Source organism: Xenorhabdus sp. XBWT (assembly GCF_059072735.1).
On sequence record NZ_CM180990.1, the window covers coordinates 389,980 to 408,638 of the forward strand.

General features: G+C 44.1%; 10 protein-coding genes. 5 read left to right on the forward strand and 5 right to left on the reverse strand.

Annotated features, from left to right (window positions below; all coding sequences use genetic code 11):
- The first annotated feature begins 91 nt into the window (after window positions 1-91).
- Window positions 92-4,315 carry a DNA-directed RNA polymerase subunit beta' gene (gene rpoC / locus AC5JQI_RS01705; RefSeq protein WP_237386776.1) on the forward strand — a complete coding sequence of 1,408 codons (4,224 nt, stop codon included), beginning with the start codon at window positions 92-94 and terminating at the stop codon, window positions 4,313-4,315.
- A gap of 89 nt (window positions 4,316-4,404) precedes the next feature.
- Window positions 4,405-5,700, forward strand: coding sequence for a polysaccharide deacetylase family protein (locus AC5JQI_RS01710; protein ID WP_493913503.1), 1,296 nt, complete (start codon window positions 4,405-4,407; stop codon window positions 5,698-5,700).
- Between the two features lie 494 nt (window positions 5,701-6,194).
- On the opposite strand, the gene malM is transcribed toward AC5JQI_RS01710, so the two are convergent.
- From malM to malK, 3 genes are read right to left on the reverse strand one after another with little or no spacing between them, the layout of a single operon-like run.
- Window positions 6,195-7,169: a maltose operon protein MalM gene (malM, locus tag AC5JQI_RS01715; protein WP_493913504.1), complete on the reverse strand. Its 975-nt coding sequence runs from the start codon at window positions 7,167-7,169 to the stop codon at window positions 6,195-6,197.
- On the reverse strand, window positions 7,169-8,425 hold the full coding sequence (locus AC5JQI_RS01720; RefSeq protein WP_493913505.1) for a maltoporin: 1,257 nt from the start codon (window positions 8,423-8,425) through the stop codon (window positions 7,169-7,171). The genes malM and AC5JQI_RS01720 overlap by 1 nt, the downstream gene beginning before the upstream one ends.
- 34 nt (window positions 8,426-8,459) lie before the next feature.
- Window positions 8,460-9,569: a maltose/maltodextrin ABC transporter ATP-binding protein MalK gene (gene malK, locus AC5JQI_RS01725; RefSeq protein ID WP_237386779.1), complete on the reverse strand. Its 1,110-nt coding sequence runs from the start codon at window positions 9,567-9,569 to the stop codon at window positions 8,460-8,462.
- Between the two features lie 455 nt (window positions 9,570-10,024).
- Here malK and malE point away from each other — a divergent pair, with 455 nt between their 5' ends.
- The 3 genes from malE to malG all read left to right on the forward strand — a co-directional run bounded on the left by malE (window position 10,025) and on the right by malG (window position 13,776).
- Window positions 10,025-11,224: a maltose/maltodextrin ABC transporter substrate-binding protein MalE gene (malE, locus tag AC5JQI_RS01730; protein ID WP_493913506.1), complete on the forward strand. Its 1,200-nt coding sequence runs from the start codon at window positions 10,025-10,027 to the stop codon at window positions 11,222-11,224.
- A 92-nt stretch (window positions 11,225-11,316) separates the two neighbouring features.
- Window positions 11,317-12,873, forward strand: a complete 1,557-nt coding sequence (gene malF / locus AC5JQI_RS01735) for a maltose ABC transporter permease MalF (RefSeq protein ID WP_493913507.1) — start codon at window positions 11,317-11,319, stop codon at window positions 12,871-12,873.
- Window positions 12,874-12,885: 12 nt separating this feature from the next.
- On the forward strand, window positions 12,886-13,776 hold the full coding sequence (gene malG, locus AC5JQI_RS01740) for a maltose ABC transporter permease MalG (RefSeq protein WP_237386782.1): 891 nt from the start codon (window positions 12,886-12,888) through the stop codon (window positions 13,774-13,776).
- 179 nt (window positions 13,777-13,955) lie between these two features.
- On the opposite strand, the gene malQ is transcribed toward malG, so the two are convergent.
- Together malQ and malP are read right to left on the reverse strand one after the other, a co-directional pair.
- Window positions 13,956-16,106: a 4-alpha-glucanotransferase gene (malQ, locus tag AC5JQI_RS01745; protein WP_493913508.1), complete on the reverse strand. Its 2,151-nt coding sequence runs from the start codon at window positions 16,104-16,106 to the stop codon at window positions 13,956-13,958.
- A gap of 25 nt (window positions 16,107-16,131) precedes the next feature.
- Window positions 16,132-18,579 carry a maltodextrin phosphorylase gene (malP, locus tag AC5JQI_RS01750; RefSeq protein WP_493913509.1) on the reverse strand — a complete coding sequence of 816 codons (2,448 nt, stop codon included), beginning with the start codon at window positions 18,577-18,579 and terminating at the stop codon, window positions 16,132-16,134.
- Window positions 18,580-18,659 lie beyond the last annotated feature (80 nt).

The following is an 18,659-nucleotide window of genomic DNA, read 5'->3' on the forward strand; positions in this document are numbered from 1 at the left end:
TGCAACTTGAAAGACGAAGGGTATGCTGGTTATAGAGGTGAGTGGCATGGGCCGCTCACCTAACAGGTCTAACTCCGACAGGAGCTATTTCGTGAAAGACTTATTGAAGTTTCTGAAAGCGCAAACTAAGACCGAAGAGTTTGATGCGATCAAAATTGCTCTGGCCTCTCCAGATATGATCCGTTCATGGTCATTCGGGGAAGTAAAAAAGCCGGAAACTATTAACTACCGTACGTTCAAGCCTGAGCGTGACGGTCTTTTCTGCGCACGTATTTTCGGGCCAGTAAAAGATTATGAATGCTTGTGTGGTAAATATAAGCGTTTAAAACACCGTGGTGTGATTTGTGAGAAATGTGGCGTTGAAGTCACCCAGACTAAAGTTCGTCGTGAACGTATGGGTCACATCGAGCTGGCATCTCCAACCGCTCACATTTGGTTCCTGAAATCTCTGCCATCCCGCATCGGTTTATTGCTGGACATGCCTCTGCGCGATATTGAACGCGTATTGTACTTCGAATCCTATGTGGTTGTTGAAGGCGGCATGACCAATCTTGAGCGTAGACAGATCCTGACTGAAGAACAGTATCTGGATGCGTTGGAAGAGTTCGGTGATGAATTTGACGCAAAAATGGGCGCAGAAGCGATCCAGTCTTTGCTGAAAAACATGGATCTGGAAAACGAGTGTGAAACCCTGCGTGAAGAGTTGAACGAAACCAACTCTGAAACCAAGCGCAAGAAGCTGACCAAGCGTATTAAACTGCTGGAAGCTTTCATTCAGTCTGGTAACAAGCCAGAGTGGATGGTTCTGACCGTTCTGCCAGTTCTGCCACCGGATCTGCGTCCACTGGTTCCACTGGATGGCGGTCGTTTCGCAACTTCAGACCTGAACGATCTGTATCGCCGAGTTATTAACCGTAATAACCGTCTGAAACGCCTGCTGGATCTGGCTGCGCCAGACATCATCGTACGTAACGAAAAACGTATGTTGCAGGAAGCGGTTGATGCGCTGCTGGACAACGGCCGTCGCGGTCGTGCAATTACCGGTTCCAACAAACGTCCTCTGAAATCCTTGGCTGACATGATCAAGGGTAAACAAGGTCGTTTCCGTCAGAACCTTCTAGGTAAACGTGTTGACTACTCAGGTCGTTCTGTAATTACCGTAGGTCCATACCTGCGTCTGCATCAGTGTGGTCTTCCTAAGAAGATGGCTCTGGAGCTGTTCAAACCATTCATTTACGGCAAGCTGGAATTGCGTGGTCTGGCGACTACCATCAAAGCAGCCAAGAAAATGGTTGAGCGTGAAGAAGCCGTCGTATGGGATATCCTGGATGAAGTGATCCGTGAGCACCCGGTTCTGCTGAACCGTGCACCTACCCTTCACCGTTTGGGTATTCAGGCATTTGAACCTGTTCTGATCGAAGGTAAGGCTATCCAGTTGCACCCATTGGTGTGTGCGGCGTATAACGCCGACTTCGATGGTGACCAGATGGCTGTTCACGTACCGTTGACACTGGAAGCCCAGTTGGAAGCGCGTGCGTTGATGATGTCTACCAACAACATCCTGTCTCCAGCGAGCGGTGAACCAATCATCGTTCCATCTCAGGACGTTGTATTGGGTTTGTACTACATGACCCGTGACTGTGTTAACGCGAAAGGCGAAGGCATGGTTCTGAGTGGGCCTAAAGAAGCAGAGCGTGTTTACCGCGCAGGTCTGGCTTCTCTGCACGCTCGCGTTAAAGTTCGTATCACTGAAGAAGTGAGAGATGGCGAAGGCAATGTTACTGTTAATACAGGTTTGGTTGATACCACTATCGGTCGTGCCATCCTGTGGATGATCGTACCGAGAGGTCTGCCATATTCACTGATTAACCAAGCGCTGGGTAAAAAAGCAATTTCCAGAATGCTGAATACCTGTTACCGCATACTGGGCCTGAAACCAACAGTTATCTTAGCTGACCAGACCATGTATACCGGTTTTGCTTACGCTGCCCGTTCAGGGGTGTCTGTAGGTATCGATGACATGGTTATTCCTGAGAAGAAAGAAGGCATCATCGCTGAAGCGGAAGCTGAAGTGGCCGAAATTCAGGAACAGTTCCAGTCTGGTTTGGTAACTGCTGGCGAACGTTATAACAAGGTTATCGATATCTGGGCTGCGGCGAACGAACGTGTTGCTAAAGCGATGATGGAAAATCTGTCTACTGAAACTGTTATTAACCGTAACGGTGAAGAAGAACAGCAGGTTTCTTTCAACAACATCTTTATGATGGCCGATTCCGGTGCGCGTGGTTCTGCTGCTCAGATTCGTCAGTTGGCGGGTATGCGTGGCTTGATGGCAACTCCAGATGGTTCGATTATCGAAACACCAATCACCGCGAACTTCCGTGAAGGTCTGAACGTACTCCAGTACTTCATCTCAACCCACGGTGCTCGTAAAGGTCTTGCGGATACGGCATTGAAAACCGCGAACTCCGGTTACCTGACCCGTCGTCTGGTTGATGTTGCCCAAGATTTGGTCGTGACTGAAGATGATTGTGGCACTCACAACGGTATCCTGATGACTCCGGTTATCGAAGGTGGTGATGTTAAAGAACCACTGCGTGAGCGCGTATTGGGTCGTGTAACGGCTGAAGATGTTCTGAAACCAGGCACTGCGGACATTCTGGTAGAGCGTAATACTCTGCTGAACGAAAAATGGTGTGATCTGTTAGAAGAAAACTCCGTTGACAGTGTGAAAGTACGTTCCGTAGTAAGCTGTGAAACTGACTTCGGTGTTTGTGCGAACTGTTACGGTCGTGACCTTGCTCGTGGTCACCGTATCAACAAAGGTGAAGCTGTTGGTGTTATCGCGGCACAGTCAATCGGTGAGCCGGGTACACAGCTGACGATGCGTACGTTCCACATCGGTGGTGCGGCATCTCGTGCGGCAGCAGAATCCAGCATTCAGGTACGCAACAAAGGTCATCTGAAACTGAGCAACGCGAAATTCGTGACGAACTCAGCAGGCAAACTGGTTATTACTTCCCGTAATACCGAATTGCGCCTGATCGATGATTTCGGTCGTACGAAAGAAAGCTATAAAGTGCCTTACGGCTCGGTATTGGCGAAAGGTGATGGTGAGGCAGTAACCGGCGGTGAAACCGTTGCAAACTGGGATCCACATACCATGCCAGTCGTGAGTGAAGTGTCCGGTATCATCCAGTTCTACGACATGGTTGATGGCCAGACCATCACCCGTCAGACGGACGAATTGACCGGCCTGTCTTCACTGGTGGTTCTGGATAGTGCAGAGCGTACCGGTAGTGGTAAAGACCTGCGTCCGGCACTGAAAATCGTAGATGCTCAAGGTAACGACGTTCTGATCTCAGGTACAGATATGCCAGCTCAGTACTTCCTGCCGGGTAAAGCGATTGTTCAGCTGGAAGATGGCATCTCTATCTCTGCGGGTGATACGCTGGCACGTATTCCTCAGGAATCTGGCGGTACTAAAGATATCACCGGTGGTCTGCCACGCGTTGCAGATTTGTTCGAAGCTCGTCGCCCGAAAGAACCTGCTATTCTGGCAGAAATCAGCGGTATCGTTTCCTTCGGTAAAGAAACCAAAGGTAAACGTCGTCTGGTGATCAGCCCGCTGGATGGTAGTGACGCATATGAAGAGATGATCCCTAAATGGCGTCAGCTCAACGTGTTCGAAGGTGAGGTTGTTGAACGCGGTGATGTTATCTCCGATGGCCCAGAGTCTCCACATGACATTCTGCGCCTGCGTGGTGTTCATGCGGTTGCTCGTTACATCACCAATGAAGTGCAGGAAGTTTACCGTCTGCAAGGCGTTAAGATTAACGATAAACACATCGAAGTTATCGTTCGTCAGATGTTGCGTAAAGCAACTATCGCAAATGCGGGTAGCTCTGAATTCCTTGAAGGTGAGCAGGTTGAATACGCGCGAGTTAAAGTCGCGAACCGTAAGCTGGAGCAGGATGGTAAAGTACCTGCGACTTTCCAACGTGATCTGTTGGGTATCACCAAAGCATCACTGGCAACAGAATCCTTCATCTCTGCGGCTTCGTTCCAGGAAACAACCCGCGTACTGACTGAAGCTGCTGTTGCAGGTAAACGTGATGAGCTGCGTGGCCTGAAAGAGAACGTCATCGTTGGTCGTTTGATCCCTGCCGGTACAGGTTATGCCTACCATCAGGATCGTATCCGCCGCCGTCACGAAAATGAAGTGACCGAAGCGCCACAAGTTAGCGTTGATGAAGCAACCGCAAACCTTGCTGAATTGTTGAATGCAGGTTTCGGTAGCAGCAATAACGAGTAATATCGTGATGAGTAGCATACTCTATATGTATAGCTAATCGTGAAATGCCCTCTCTTAGTAGAGGGCATTTTTTTGGATGAAAAATAAAAATGAGACGAATCGTTCATGTGATTGCAATAGTTTCCTTACCGTTTTTGATGTGTTTTTCCAATCCGGTTTTAGCGCAACATCATAGCCAGCCAAGCTACCGTTATATGGAGATGATAAGAGATAGTGAAATCTATGCTTGGGTAGGTGAGCATGTTATTGAGGTTGGAGTAATCAAAAAAGGACAAATTTTACAAGCTATTAAAGAAACAGGAGAAGAAAGTGATTATTATGAATTCCATTTTGGTAATGGTAGTGGCTATGTTGCCAAAGGAAATTTAAAGGAAATAAAGAAATCTGCATTTCCCAGAGATTCCTTCGATATTCTTCACAAGAAAGCCTCTCAAAATTTGGTGATTTTTAAAGCAGCTCAAGTCCATAGCACACCTGAAACTGATAGCAAACCAATTGCAGTTTTGACGGGAAATCTCCGCTACCCGATTTTAGACAAATTACGTGATCATTCATACCATACTTGGTATGAAATTAATTTCGGGGATCGACTGGGTTACATTAGTGATCGGGATGCTGAACTGGACAATGGTATTCCTCTGTTAACTTATCACCATATTCTTCGTGATAAAGAGAATAAACGTTTTCGCCACACCTCAACAACGACGTCTCTGACGGCTTTTCGTGAGCAGATGGATTACTTGAAACAGGCAGGTTACACGACTATTTCATTGTATGAACTGGAGGGCTATTTAAATAGTACGATTAATTTACCAGCAAAAGTGGTTGGTTTGACTTTCGATGATGGGTTAAAATCCGTTTACCGTTATGCTTACCCCATTTTGAAAAAGAATAACCAGAAAGCGACATTCTTTATTATTTCATCCCGAATTAAACGCTATCCACAAAAATGGAATCCTGATAGTTTACAATTTACTGGCCTTTCTGAATTATATGCTATGCAGGATGTGTTTGATTTCCAATCTCATACTCATTTTCTGCATCGTTTAGGAAAAGAGAAACAGCCCATATTATTTAGTCGGTCAAGTAATACTATTTTATATGATTTTGAACGTTCGAGACGTGCCTTGTCGCAATTTAATCCACATGTGCTTTATCTCTCTTACCCTTTTGGTGGATACAATCTAAAAGCAATGAAATCTGCTGAAAAAGCTGGGTTTCATTTAGCTGTCACTACGATACAAGGCAAAGTAAAACTGGGAGATAACCCATTTTCTTTGAAACGGTTATATATATTACGGACAGATCCCATTGAAAAAATGGCAAGAATGATTGTTAATAATCCAGATCCAATGTCTTTGCAACCGATTGATAATAGAATGTAAGATATAAAATCATTTAGTCGATAAATAATAGTTGGTCACTCTTAATGTGATAATTTTTTCTGAGGATGGAAATTATGGATTTCTTGGCATTAATATTGGAAATTTTTTATGACTTCATAAAGTGTATTATCAAGTTTTTTGCCTGGATATTTGAGATTACCATGAAGGATATTGTTATTTCATTGCTTTCTATAGGTGTTTTATGCTGTATTATATTTTTATTCATAATGCCTAAGTTTATTTTCAATATCTTGTTATTGTTGATTTTTATTTGTTTGGTTTTTAAATTCCGTGGAAAAATAAGAAGATATTTGAATAAGAAAGTCTTTTAATAGCCTATTTCGCTGGGATCTTAAGTTAAATATTTCTTTATACCCTATAAACTTCAAGTTGCGGCTCGTAAGACGAAAACTGCTTATTATCTCCCCTCAGCGCGGGGAGATAATGAATGTGTATTGAAGTACAACGAGAATATAATTATTTGGTAACTCAATCTATTTTTTGTTTTTTATCATCTTGATAAAAGTTTCCCGTGCAGTTGGGGAACCCAGGCGTTCTGCTTCATCCAAAAATTTTAATGCCTTATCAATATCACCATTGCTAATTGCCTTCTTAATGGCGTCATTAAAATACTGTTCGGTATCGTTCAGTACAGGCTTAATTGTGGTAGTAGCAGGTTGCAACGTAACTGTAGCCGGTGTTATCACAGGTGCAGATAATGTTTGTGTAGAGCCGACAGTGAGCGGTTTTGGTGCTGGTGTAGAAAATATTTGACCAATCAATATATTGCCCGCATCACGTTCTGATTTAACTTGTAGAGCTAAAGTCCCGGTTTCTGTATGGCGGGCGATGGGGTCAGGAATATTGGGGACTACGTTTCCGACTCCTTGAGCATAGGCTTTAGCAGGGTCGGTCATTTGTGTCGAGGTCTTTAAATCAGCAAGCGTAGTATAAACCAGCAGATAAATTCTCTGTTGTCCCAATGCAGGTGTTAGTTTTAATGTGCCTTCCAGTCTATCGACGGACATAATACCCGGCTGTTGATAGCGAAAATAATGGCTTGGGTAAAAAGCAGCAGGGCGTAGTTGTTCATCAAATATTAAAACATTTGGCGAATATACTTGTTTATCCTTAACCAAACTATTTAGTGTGACTTCCAATGAACCTTGATTAGCCGGTAGAGCAAATGTAGCTATTGCCCCACGAATATTTCCATCATTAAGTTGTTGTGATGAACTATCAAGACTAATAGTCTGTGTGGCATAAGTATTAATTGGCTGCCATTGTAATCTTTGTAAGGTTGGCAGGGGTAGAACCGATGCAATATCTTTGATTGTTTCTACGCCAGATCCTGTTCTATGAGTTATTGCTGTATCAGATTTTACAGTATCTGATGCAGCATAACTTACAGTAGGAATTAGGTTACAAAGCAAAGCGCCGTAACAAAATGAAAGTAATTTCTTTTTCATTACCACCAAGCCTCAAATTGGGCACCAAACGTAAACTCGTCATTTTTACCACGGCTGAATTGATGTGCTGTCGTATCACGGTAAGCCACTCCGTTGGTATAACCCCATTTTTCATTCCATTTGGCGTAAGTGGCAAATACACGAATTGCTGGGCGTGACCAGATACTGTCGCCGGCTTGCCATTGTTGAGCCAGAGTAATTTTGTACTGATCATTGTTGGCTTTGGTACGTTGAGATTTCACATTGTCATAGCCAACTTCCATCAAGGTACTCATTATTGGTGTCCACTTATACATTGGGCGGACACCAACGGTGTACCATGTGCTGCCGTTGTTATTGTCACGGTCAATATTCTGGTACATGGCAACATACATGAGATCCCATTTATTTGTGAGACTGATGGCGCCATGATTCAGAATGCGCAACATATGTCCGTCATTATTGACACTGGCTCCTTCGGAGCGGCCATTGTTGCTGGAGGTCATCGCATCAGTTGCGTATTGTAAGACAAATTTATTGAAGCCACCGAACATGCTTTGGGTATGTTCTGCAGTCAGCATCACACCATTTTTGGATGCCTTGTTATCAAGCTGGTATCCCTTGCGTGCATTAGCACGTCCATAATCAATACCAAATTCCAGTGTACCACCAGCATTGACAGGTAAGTTGGCTAACCGTATATCGAAAACATCATTTGAGGTTGGAGTCTGCTTACGTCCGCTTGCAATCCAACCATACGAACCGCCTTCTTCTGTATTACGGGTGACAGCGAAGGACAGCTTACCAAAACCGAGATCGACATTTTCTAAACCTGCGCCAGGACCGGAAATATCCCAGTAATAGAAATCGATCATATGTACATCGTGTCGCTGGTAGAAACGTTTACCAGCCCACATTGTTGCGCCAGGCAACCATTCAATGATATTGGTTGCTTGCACGTTAGCTTCACGAAATGCAGGGTTAGTGGTTTCCCAATCTTTTTCCTGAGCGACCGAGTAAGCTAAGTTGGTATCAAAGTAGAAACGTTTGTCACCATCTTTCCATAATTCTTGTCCTAACTTAAGTTCTGCGTAGGTCTCGCATTCGTTGCCGAGGCGGTACTTACTTTGGGCACCCGTGGTCGGGGTACATTTCTGTTCACCACCACGGCTTGCCCAGCCAATGCCTGAACGGGCATAGCCGTGGAAATCTACAGCAGCAGCCTGTATGGATAATAAACCAGTGAACATAGCCAATGAGAGAGGCAGTATACGCATAATAATTCTCCTGTTATTTTTGGTAGCCGCAGATTTAGACTCCGGGTTCTTTATGTAAACGCTGGCATGCGCTTCCATCTTCACGGAAAAGATGACAGCGGTGGGGAGCTAACCCGATAGTAAAGTTCACTCCTTCTTCCACGAGAACAATATCAGGCTGGCGATAAACCAAATTTTGATGAATGGCAGGTATGCGGATGTGGATCTGAGTTTCATTGCCCAGTTGTTCTACGATCTGCACTGTCCCCTCTAACGTAACATCGGCTACATCATTAGGCAAAAGATGTTCAGGGCGGATACCCAGAGATACATTGTTTCCAACTGTGAGTCCCTTACTTTCGACAGGTAACCAGACAGGCTGACCATTAGGCAAAATTATTTGTACCTGATCGACGGCAATAGCGGAGACTTTTACTGGCAGGAAATTCATTTTCGGCGAACCAATAAAACCTGCAACAAAGCGATTGGCAGGGTAGTGATAGATTTCAAGAGGTTTGCCGACTTGAGCAATATTTCCCCCCTCCAGCACAACAATCTTATCTGCCAGAGTCATCGCTTCGGTTTGATCATGGGTTACATAGATCATCGTACGTTGCAGACGTTTATGCAGGCGCGAAATCTCAATTCTCATCTGCACACGTAAAGCAGCATCCAGATTGGAAAGAGGCTCATCCAACAAAAAAATATTTGGTTCGGCAACGAGTGTTCGGCCAATAGCAACCCGCTGACGCTGCCCACCAGACAATGCTTTGGGACGACGATCCAGCAGATGGGCTAGCTGGAGGGTTTCTGCGACCTGTTGTACTCGCTTTTGAATATCGTTTTTTTTGGCCCCTGCCAGCTTCATGCCAAATGACATGTTGTCTGCAACGGATAAATGAGGATATAGCGCATAAGACTGAAAAACCATGCCAATGCTGCGTTTGGCTGGTGGGATATCATTCATTCGCTTCCCTGCGATGAGCAAATCACCGGATGTGATGTCTTCTAATCCCGCGATCATCCTGAGTAGCGTCGATTTTCCACACCCAGATGGGCCAACAAATACGACAAATTCTCCCTCCTGAATATCAAGATTGAGATCTCTAGAGATGACTGTTTCACCATATGATTTAGATACATTGCGGAATGTGACGCTGGACATGTGCTCCCTCCCTCGGATTTGCCACCTCAGTTTTCTATTTGTTTCCTATCCACCGTATAAGGCATCCAGTAAAAATTGATAGCAGAATTGTGTACAAAATAATAGGCATGAGAATCCTCCATCCCAGAGTTTTTTGTGGGGGGAGGAATCAGGATGACGAGATTAAGGCGATTAGGTATTGGAAGAATAAATTATTAAATAAGATGTGATTTGAGTCGCATAAAATGATGCCATATTAGTATTAACGTTCTGATTTTAATTATTTTTGTAAGCTGGCTCACACTCATTTTGTTTAAGGCGTAGAACAAGGGAGGATGAGTATTTTCCTCGTTGACAGCACACTGGGAACCATTTTCTAGTCATGTAGTGAAGCAACTAGTAATGAAACAGTTAGTAATACAGTTAGTAATAAAGTAGGTCATCCTGAACTGACAATTGATAAAAAGGACGGAATAATGACAAAAAAAATATTGAGAGTGGGTACCCGCACTCTGATGTTTTCCGTTTTGACGACTTGGATGCTGTCTGCTCCTGCTGTTGCAAAGCTTGAAGAAGGCAAGCTGGTGATTTGGATTAATGGTGATAAAGGCTATAACGGACTGGCACAGGTCGGTGAAAAATTTGCAAAAGAAACGGGAATTTCTGTCGTTGTTGAGCATCCCGATAAACTGGAAGAAAAATATACCCAGATTGCAGCGACCGGAGATGGGCCGGATATTATTTTCTGGGCTCATGACCGTTTTGGTGGTTATGCTCAATCAGGTTTGGTCACTGAAATTACACCTGATAATTCTTTTATCAATAAGCTATTCCCTTTTACATGGGATGCCGTTCGTTATGACGGAAAATTGATGGGGTATCCTGTCGCAGTTGAAGCACTCTCCCTTATCTACAATAAAGATTTGATCAAATCCCCTCCAAAAACATGGGAAGAAATTCCTGCCCTAGATAATGAACTGAAAAAGCAAAATAAAAGTGCAATTATGTTTAATTTGCAGGAGCCTTATTTCACCTGGCCGTTAATTGCAGCTGATGGTGGATATGCATTTAAGGCAGAAAATGGCACCTATAACGTTAAAGATAGTGGTGTTAATAATTCAGGTTCTAAGGCAGGGATGCAGTTTCTGGCTGATTTAATCAAAAATAAACATCTCAATGCTGATATTGATTATTCTATTGCTGAAGCCACCTTCAATAAAGGCAAAACAGCGATGACTATCAATGGGCCGTGGGCATGGGCAAATATAGATAAAAGCAAGATTAATTACGGAGTTACTTTATTGCCAACTTTCAAAGGAAATCCTTCTAAACCCTTTGTTGGCATCTTAACCGCAGGAATAAATGCAGCCAGTCCAAATAAAGAACTGGCGAAAGAGTTTTTGGAAAACTATCTGCTCACAAACGAAGGTTTGGCAATGATGGATAAAGATAAGCCGTTGGGAGCCGTGGCGTTGAAATCTTATCAGGCAATCCTGGAAAAAGATCCTCGTATTGCTGCCACGATGGGAAATGCTCAAAGGGGCGAAATTATGCCGAACATTTCACAAATGAGTAGCTTCTGGTACGCAATGCGTAGCGCGGTTCTTAATGTGGCTAGCGGCCGTCAAAAGGTTGATGCTGCCCTCAATGATGCCGAAGCGAGAATAACAAAATAAACGAATGACAGGCTCCTTTCAAATCAGGAGCCTTAGCGCCTATCTGAATAGGGGCTTAATTACCGGAAAGAAATAGTAACAGGAAGTGCAATATGTCAGCGACATTAGAAAAAACAGTATGGTGGCAGAGCCCTGTCCTGAAATGGTCTGCTATTGGTTTGTGTCTGCTTTGTACTGGTTATCTGGTTGTACTGATGTATGCGAAGGGAGAATATCTGTTCGCCATGCTGACATTGGTATTGCTGGGAAGTGGTATTTATATTTTTTCCAATCGTAAGGCTTATGCTTGGCGTTATACCTATCCAGGAATTGCTGGGATAGGGTTGTTTATACTATTTCCGCTTATCTGCACGATTGCCATTGCCTTTACAAATTACAGCAGCACTAATCAATTAACTTTTGAACGGGCTGAAACTCTGCTAATGAGTCGTCAATATCAGGCAGGGCAGCCATTTAATTTCAAACTTTATTCTGTATCTGAACAGTGGGTTTTAGTGCTGAACGTCTCTGATAGTTCTCAATGGCTGGTATCTTCTCCTTTTTCATTCTCTGGGACGGAAGAAATTACTTTACCTTTACATGAACAGGATACAAATTTTGAAGGTGATGCTGCGACGCTTCGTACCATTACCCAGCATCGGCAGGTATTAGGTCAACTGGTGGCTGTTCTTCCCGATGGCAGTAAGTTGAGAATGAGTTCCCTGCGTCAGTTTTCAGCTATACACCCCCTTTATTCCCTTAGCGAAGATGGAACGACACTGACGAATAAAAAAACGGGCATACAATATCGACCGAATATGGAGACAGGGTTCTATCAATCCATTAACGCTAAGGGAGGATGGGATAAAGAAACATTGAGTCCTGGATTCACAGTTCCTATTGGTTGGAAAAACTTTTTACGGGTGATGCAGGATGAAGGTATTCAAAAACCTTTTTTGTCTATTTTTGTCTGGACGATGCTTTTTTCTTTGCTGACAGTTAGCTTAACGGCTGCGCTAGGCATGATCCTCGCTTGTATTATGCAGTGGGAAGCCCTTAAGGGACGAGCAATTTACCGTGTACTACTTATTTTGCCTTATGCGGTTCCTTCATTTATCTCAATTTTGATTTTCAAGGGTTTGTTTAATCAGAGTTTTGGTGAAATAAATCTGGTATTGAATGGGTTGTTTGGCCTTAAACCGGACTGGTTTGCAGATCCGATATTGGCTCGAACGATGTTGATTGTCGTAAATACATGGTTGGGCTATCCCTATATGATGATCCTCTGTATGGGGTTGCTAAAGGCGATCCCGAATGATCTCTATGAAGCATCGGCGCTTGATGGAGCAGGGCCATGGCAAAACTTCACCAAAATTACCTTTCCATTATTGATTAAGCCTTTGACGCCGTTGCTGATTGCCAGCTTTGCTTTTAATTTCAATAATTTTGTCCTGATTCAGTTATTAACCAATGGTAGGCCAGATCATATTGGCACAACCACTCCAGCGGGTTATACCGACCTTTTGGTGAGTTATACCTACCGTATTGCGTTTGAAGGTGGTGGCGGGCAGGATTTTGGCCTGGCAGCAGCAATTGCGACATTAATATTCTTGTTAGTGGGTGCGTTAGCCATCATCAATTTGAAAACCACTCGCATTAAATTTGACTAAGGAGAGAAAAGTATGGCGATGGTGCAACCCAAATCGCAACGCTGGCGGGTATGGATAACACATCTATTTATGCTGGCTTTTATCGCTTTGATTTTATTTCCTCTGTTGATGGTGATTGCTATTTCTTTGCGTCCGGGAAATTTTGCGACAGGTAGTCTCATCCCAGACGCTATTTCATGGGAACATTGGAAGCTCGCACTTGGCTATAGCGTAGAATCTTCTGATGGGCATATGATACCCCCGCCATTTCCCGTTATGCAGTGGCTGTGGAATTCGGTGAAAGTTGCATTTATTACTGCGACTGGAATTGTTGCATTATCAACTACCTGTGCGTATGCGTTTGCCAGAATGCGTTTTCGCGGTAAGAGTGTTTTACTTAAAAGTATGTTGATTTTTCAGATGTTCCCCGCAGTACTTTCGTTGGTAGCACTATATGCCCTGTTTGATCGGTTGGGAGAATATATTCCTTTTCTCGGACTCAATACCCATGGTGGAGTGATTTTTGCCTATATGGGAGGGATAGCTCTGCATGTATGGACGATCAAAGGTTATTTTGAAACGATAGATCGCTCGCTGGAAGAAGCCGCTATGTTGGATGGGGCATCATCGTGGCAAGTTTTCCGTTTGATATTGCTGCCGCTTTCTGTGCCGATATTGGCTGTCGTGTTTATCTTGTCTTTTATTGGTGTAATTACTGAAGTCCCCGTTGCATCGTTGTTACTACAGGACGTAGACAATTACACGTTAGCTGTCGGTATGCAGCAATATCTTCACCCTCAAAACTATCTATGGGGCGATTTTGCCGCCGCCGCAGTGCTTTCTGCCATTCCTATTACTATGGTTTTTTTACTTGCCCAACGTTGGTTAGTCGGAGGATTGACTTCGGGGGGCGTGAAGGGTTGATGGTTGGTTAAAGTTAAAAATCCCCAGAAGCATAGATAACTATGTGACTGGGGTGAGTAAGCGTCGTCAACAAAGCTACAATCTGAAAGACGAAGAGTATATAAGTGATATTTCTGGTCTTGATTATAGCCATGGTGTTAACTGAAAACTGTTTTTTCCCTTCTACACAATTTAACAAGTTATAAACTTTGCTTTCTGGCTTCTCCTACTGCTTGCAGCAGTTGGTTAATATGCGTATCTGCAAACATTGTTTCCAATGTGGTGGTGAGTTTTCGCCGCCAGTTGGGATATTCCATCGTAGTGCCGGGGATATTGACGGGATTTGCCATATCCAGCCAGTCTTCAGGCTGTAATCCTAATAGGGCGCAATTGCTATGGGCAATATAGCGATGTATAGCTTGATTGATAGAGACTGACATGGGCAGCTCAGCTTGCTTCGATAATGTAGTTTGCTGCGATGCATTTTGAGCATTCTCTGTAGGTCGTGTTTCAGGTTTTGGCAGATAACCGTGGCGGATTAAATTGGCTAATAATTCCTGCTTACAGCGTTTACGATCAGTATGTAACTCAGCGAGAAGTGTTTTATCAGGATATAAACCGATGGACTCACCTAGGCTCAGATCTCTGGCTTGCCAGAAACCACCTAGAGTAGGTAAGTCATGAGTGGTAATGGTTGCCATGGCTTGCTGAGGATATTCTTCTGGAGAACGGTATTCACCTTGTTCGTTGCGCTCAAAATAAAATACTTTATAAGAGTAAACGGCTCGTTCCCGTAATTTATTAACAATTTCTTCCGGTACAATTCCTAAATCTTCGCCAATTACCATGCAATGATTACGTTGACTTTCCAGAGCAAGTATTGCCAGCAGATCATCAACTGGATAATGGACATAAACACCTTTATCTGCTGTTTCGCCTTGTGGTATCCACCAGAGCCTGAGTAGAGACATGACATGATCAATGCGCAATGCACCACAATGGCTCATATTACTGCGTAGCAATTCAATGAAAGGCTGATAGGATTGAGCTTTTAATTCATGGGGATTCATTGGTGGAAGCCCCCAATTTTGTCCCCGTGGCCCTAAAATATCGGGTGGTGCACCTATTGATGCTTTAGTGCAGTAGATGTTTCGGTTACACCATGTTTCTGAACCGCCTTGTGCTACACCCACAGCAAGATCACGATAAATACCGATTGGCATATTATTGTTCTGGCTTGTCGTAAAACACTTGGCAAGCTGTGTGTCAGCCAGCCACTGTAACCAAAGGAAAAACGCGACTTCCTGTGGATGTGAATGGCAAAATGCTTTAACCGCTTCACTGTCTGGCTCACGGTATTTTTCCGGCCATACAGGCCAGCCCCAGTAAGCATTATTTTCTTCGTATAGTTGATGGTGAAGTGCATCGTAAGTTGCTTGAGAGTAAAGACTTTTACCACCCTTAAGCACAAATGTCTGAAAATCGATTTGTTGAATATCATCGTCGGGCCGACTCTTAAATTGTGGATAAGCCAGACGAAGTGCGTCCATTTTCAGTGCCATCACGGTAGTATAATCGACCCACTCAGCTTGACGGGCTTGCTGGAGTTTGCTTTGTGTTTCCGGCGAGTGCCACCATATTTGGGCTTCGGCATTCTGCCTAAAGTCTTCTACCTGATTCACTGCAATATAAATAATATTGAGCCAGTGGCGGGAAGACGGGCTGTAAGGGCTGGCACTTTCGGGCATTGCGGGATATATGGCATGCAGGGGATTTAAGCCAACAAAATCGCCACCACGTTGCGCTAGTTCTTGCAGCATGTATTTGAGGTCATCAAAATCACCAATTCCCCAGTTATTCTCTGAACGTAGGGTATAAAGCTGAACGCAGGCACCCCAAAGTTTTTCATCTTGTATTAGTGCCTTTGGCTCGTAGCAACGTTCGGGAGCGATAATAAGTTGCACGGATTGTTTTTGGGAAAGAGTTTCTTGTTCCACTTCTGTTATCAGCGTGAGTGTGTGGTATCCCAAAGGAAGCTCGATTGGCAATGTGAATTGCTGTTGGCAATGACCATGAAATATTTCGCCTTGTTCAGTATATATCTGCCATTGGTAATTTTCTGCCTCATTCAGAGGCAGGGTGGCTGTTTGTCCTTGAGTAATCACTTTTACGTTAGGTAAAGAAGGCATATGAGAAGAAACCGGTCTATTGACCGGTGTATCTGCACTCATGGCTTCCAATATGCGGTGCCTGATTTCAGTGGGAATGGCCTGTTGTTTTCCATAGGCATTAGTATATTCGCTGGCAATGCCAGCCTCAGTTGCCAAATCATTGAGGCTTTTATTTTTCATATTCAATCCCTCAATCTTTCAACCCCTATTGGGTCTGCCAGATGCGCTGTTGATAATCCTGAATAGTGCGGTCAGAACTAAATTTCCCCATTCGGGCTGTATTAAGCACGGTACTGTGTGTCCAGGACTGAGTATCTCGGTACAGAGTGTCAATTTGTTGATGAGTCTGGCAGTATGAGGCAAAGTCAGCCAGTACTAAATAAGGATCACCTCCGTCAGTCAGGCTATGCAGCATAAGGTCAAATGCGTGCGTATTTCCATGGCTGAATTCACCCTTGGAAAGGGTATCCAGTATGCCTTTCAGGTGGTGATCCTGCCGCAGAATATCTTGCGGGTCATAGCCATTATTTAGTAAGGCCTTGGCTTCTTCTACCGTCTTTCCGAAGATGAAAATATTGTCATTTCCAACTTGTTCAGCAATTTCGACATTTGCTCCATCCAATGTTCCGACAGTCAGGGCACCGTTTAAGGCCAGTTTCATGTTACCTGTACCAGAGGCTTCTTTGCCTGCCGTAGATATTTGCTCAGACACATCTGCTGCTGGGATCATTAATTCTGCTACAGAAACATTGTAATCGGGGATAAAAGCGATTTTGATGCGATCACGGACGATCGGATCATGATTGATCTTCTCGGCGGCGTGATTTATCGCAGAAATAATATTTTTTGCCAGATAGTAACCAGGGGCAGCTTTAGCGCCAAATAGGAATACACGAGGATGGATATCCAGCTCCGGATTTTCCTGAATCTGTCGGTAAAGCGACAGAATATGGAGTAAGTTCAGATGCTGGCGTTTGTATTCATGCAGGCGTTTTATCTGCACATCAAAAATGGCATGGGGATCAAGTTTGAGTCCTATTACTTTATTTACATAGTTGGATAGACGGGCTTTGTTTTCTTGCTTGATGGTTCGATAGGCTGAACAGAATGCGCTGTCATCAGCATAAGGTTCAAGTTGTTTGACAATACTAAGGTCATTAACCCATTCGCAATTTAATGTCTGGCTAATCAGTGAAGAAAGCGCCGGATTACACTGTTTTAACCAACGGCGAGGGGTAACTCCATTGGTCACATTGTGGAATTTTGTCGGCCACAATTGATGATATTCGGGGAATAGATCTGTCACGATCAAGGATGAATGTAGTGCTGCGACTCCGTTAATAGCAAAGCAGGCGACAACGCAGAGATTAGCCATTCTGACTTGATTATCATGGATAACTGCCAGTTTTTCCCAGACTTGTTGGTTATTAGGCCAAGTCTGCTCCACGGTTTTTTTAAAATGTCGGTTAATTTCGTGAATGATGCGATGATGGCGTGGCAAAAGTTCGCGGATCAGGGATTCATCCCAACGCTCCAAACCTTCTGGTAGCAAAGTATGGTTGGTATAGGCAAAAGTTCTCCCTGTAATTTCCCATGCGGTTTCCCAGCTTAATTGGTGTTCATCAAGCAAAAGCCGCATCATTTCAGGAATGGCGATTGTGGGATGGGTATCGTTAAGCTGGATGACTTCGTATTGCGGCAGTGTTTCTATTTTACGTTCCGCTTGCTGGTGGCGACGCAGAATATCTGCTACTGCGCAGGCACATTGAAAATACTGTTGCATCAGACGAAGGCGTTTACCCGTTTGGTGATTATCATTTGGGTAGAGCACCTTGGTTAGGCTGTCTGCTTCAATGCCTTGCTGTTCGGCATGCAGGAACTGCCCATCATTGAAAAGCGAGAGATCAAAGGGATTATCATATGTCGCTTGCCATAGGCGTAGTGGCTGAGTAACACCATTACCATACCCAATTACCGGTAAATCCCAGACCTCACCGATGAGAGTAAATGCGGGAACCCATTTTTCATGTCCATCGGCGGTTTTTATGATTTCGCCACTAAAACTGACATTAACTTTTAATTGTGTGTTGTGACGAAACCACGGATAACTGCTTCTTCCCCAATCATCGGGTGCTTCAATTTGCTGCCCGTGTTCAAAAGACTGGCGGAATAGTCCATATTGATAATTTAGGCCATATCCCGTAGCCGGTTGATTGAGAGTCGCCATTGAATCGAGAAAACAAGCTGCCAGCCGTCCCAATCCGCCATTACCTAATGCGGGATCGGCTTCTTCTTCCAATACCTCACTTAAAATGATGCCATATTCCGCTAAATAAGTTTGTATATCATCGTACCAACCAAGATTCAGTAAGTTATTAGCTGTCAGGCGCCCTATCAAAAACTCCATTGAGATATAGTTCACGTGACGCTGATCGTCAGGGGATGGTATGGCGTGCTTTTGCTGAGAAGAAAAAGGGAGTAACTCAGAAAGGGCGGAACTGACAGCCTGCCATTGCTGATGCAGGGTCATTTCCTGAGCTGAATCAAGGCCAAAACGTTGCCATTGGCGTATGAATGCAGACTGAAACGCAGCTTTATCTAATTTGGGATTTTTATCTGCTGCGGATCTTTTATCGAATTCGGATAGTTGCATCGCGTTGTTATCCTGTCACTGAATAAGGGAAATGTGGGGGATTATTTAACGGGATATGCTGAGGGCTAGAGAGAAGTGAA

Coding starts and splice junctions, on each gene's coding strand:
- malG (WP_237386782.1), top strand. CDS start 12,886: ATGGCGATGGTGCAACCCAAATCGCAACGCTGGCGGGTATGGATAACA.
- malF (WP_493913507.1), top strand. CDS start 11,317: ATGTCAGCGACATTAGAAAAAACAGTATGGTGGCAGAGCCCTGTCCTG.
- malP (WP_493913509.1), bottom strand. CDS start 18,579: ATGCAACTATCCGAATTCGATAAAAGATCCGCAGCAGATAAAAATCCC.
- AC5JQI_RS01720 (WP_493913505.1), bottom strand. CDS start 8,425: ATGCGTATACTGCCTCTCTCATTGGCTATGTTCACTGGTTTATTATCC.
- malM (WP_493913504.1), bottom strand. CDS start 7,169: ATGAAAAAGAAATTACTTTCATTTTGTTACGGCGCTTTGCTTTGTAAC.
- malE (WP_493913506.1), top strand. CDS start 10,025: ATGACAAAAAAAATATTGAGAGTGGGTACCCGCACTCTGATGTTTTCC.
- malQ (WP_493913508.1), bottom strand. CDS start 16,106: ATGAAAAATAAAAGCCTCAATGATTTGGCAACTGAGGCTGGCATTGCC.
- malK (WP_237386779.1), bottom strand. CDS start 9,569: ATGTCCAGCGTCACATTCCGCAATGTATCTAAATCATATGGTGAAACA.
- AC5JQI_RS01710 (WP_493913503.1), top strand. CDS start 4,405: ATGAGACGAATCGTTCATGTGATTGCAATAGTTTCCTTACCGTTTTTG.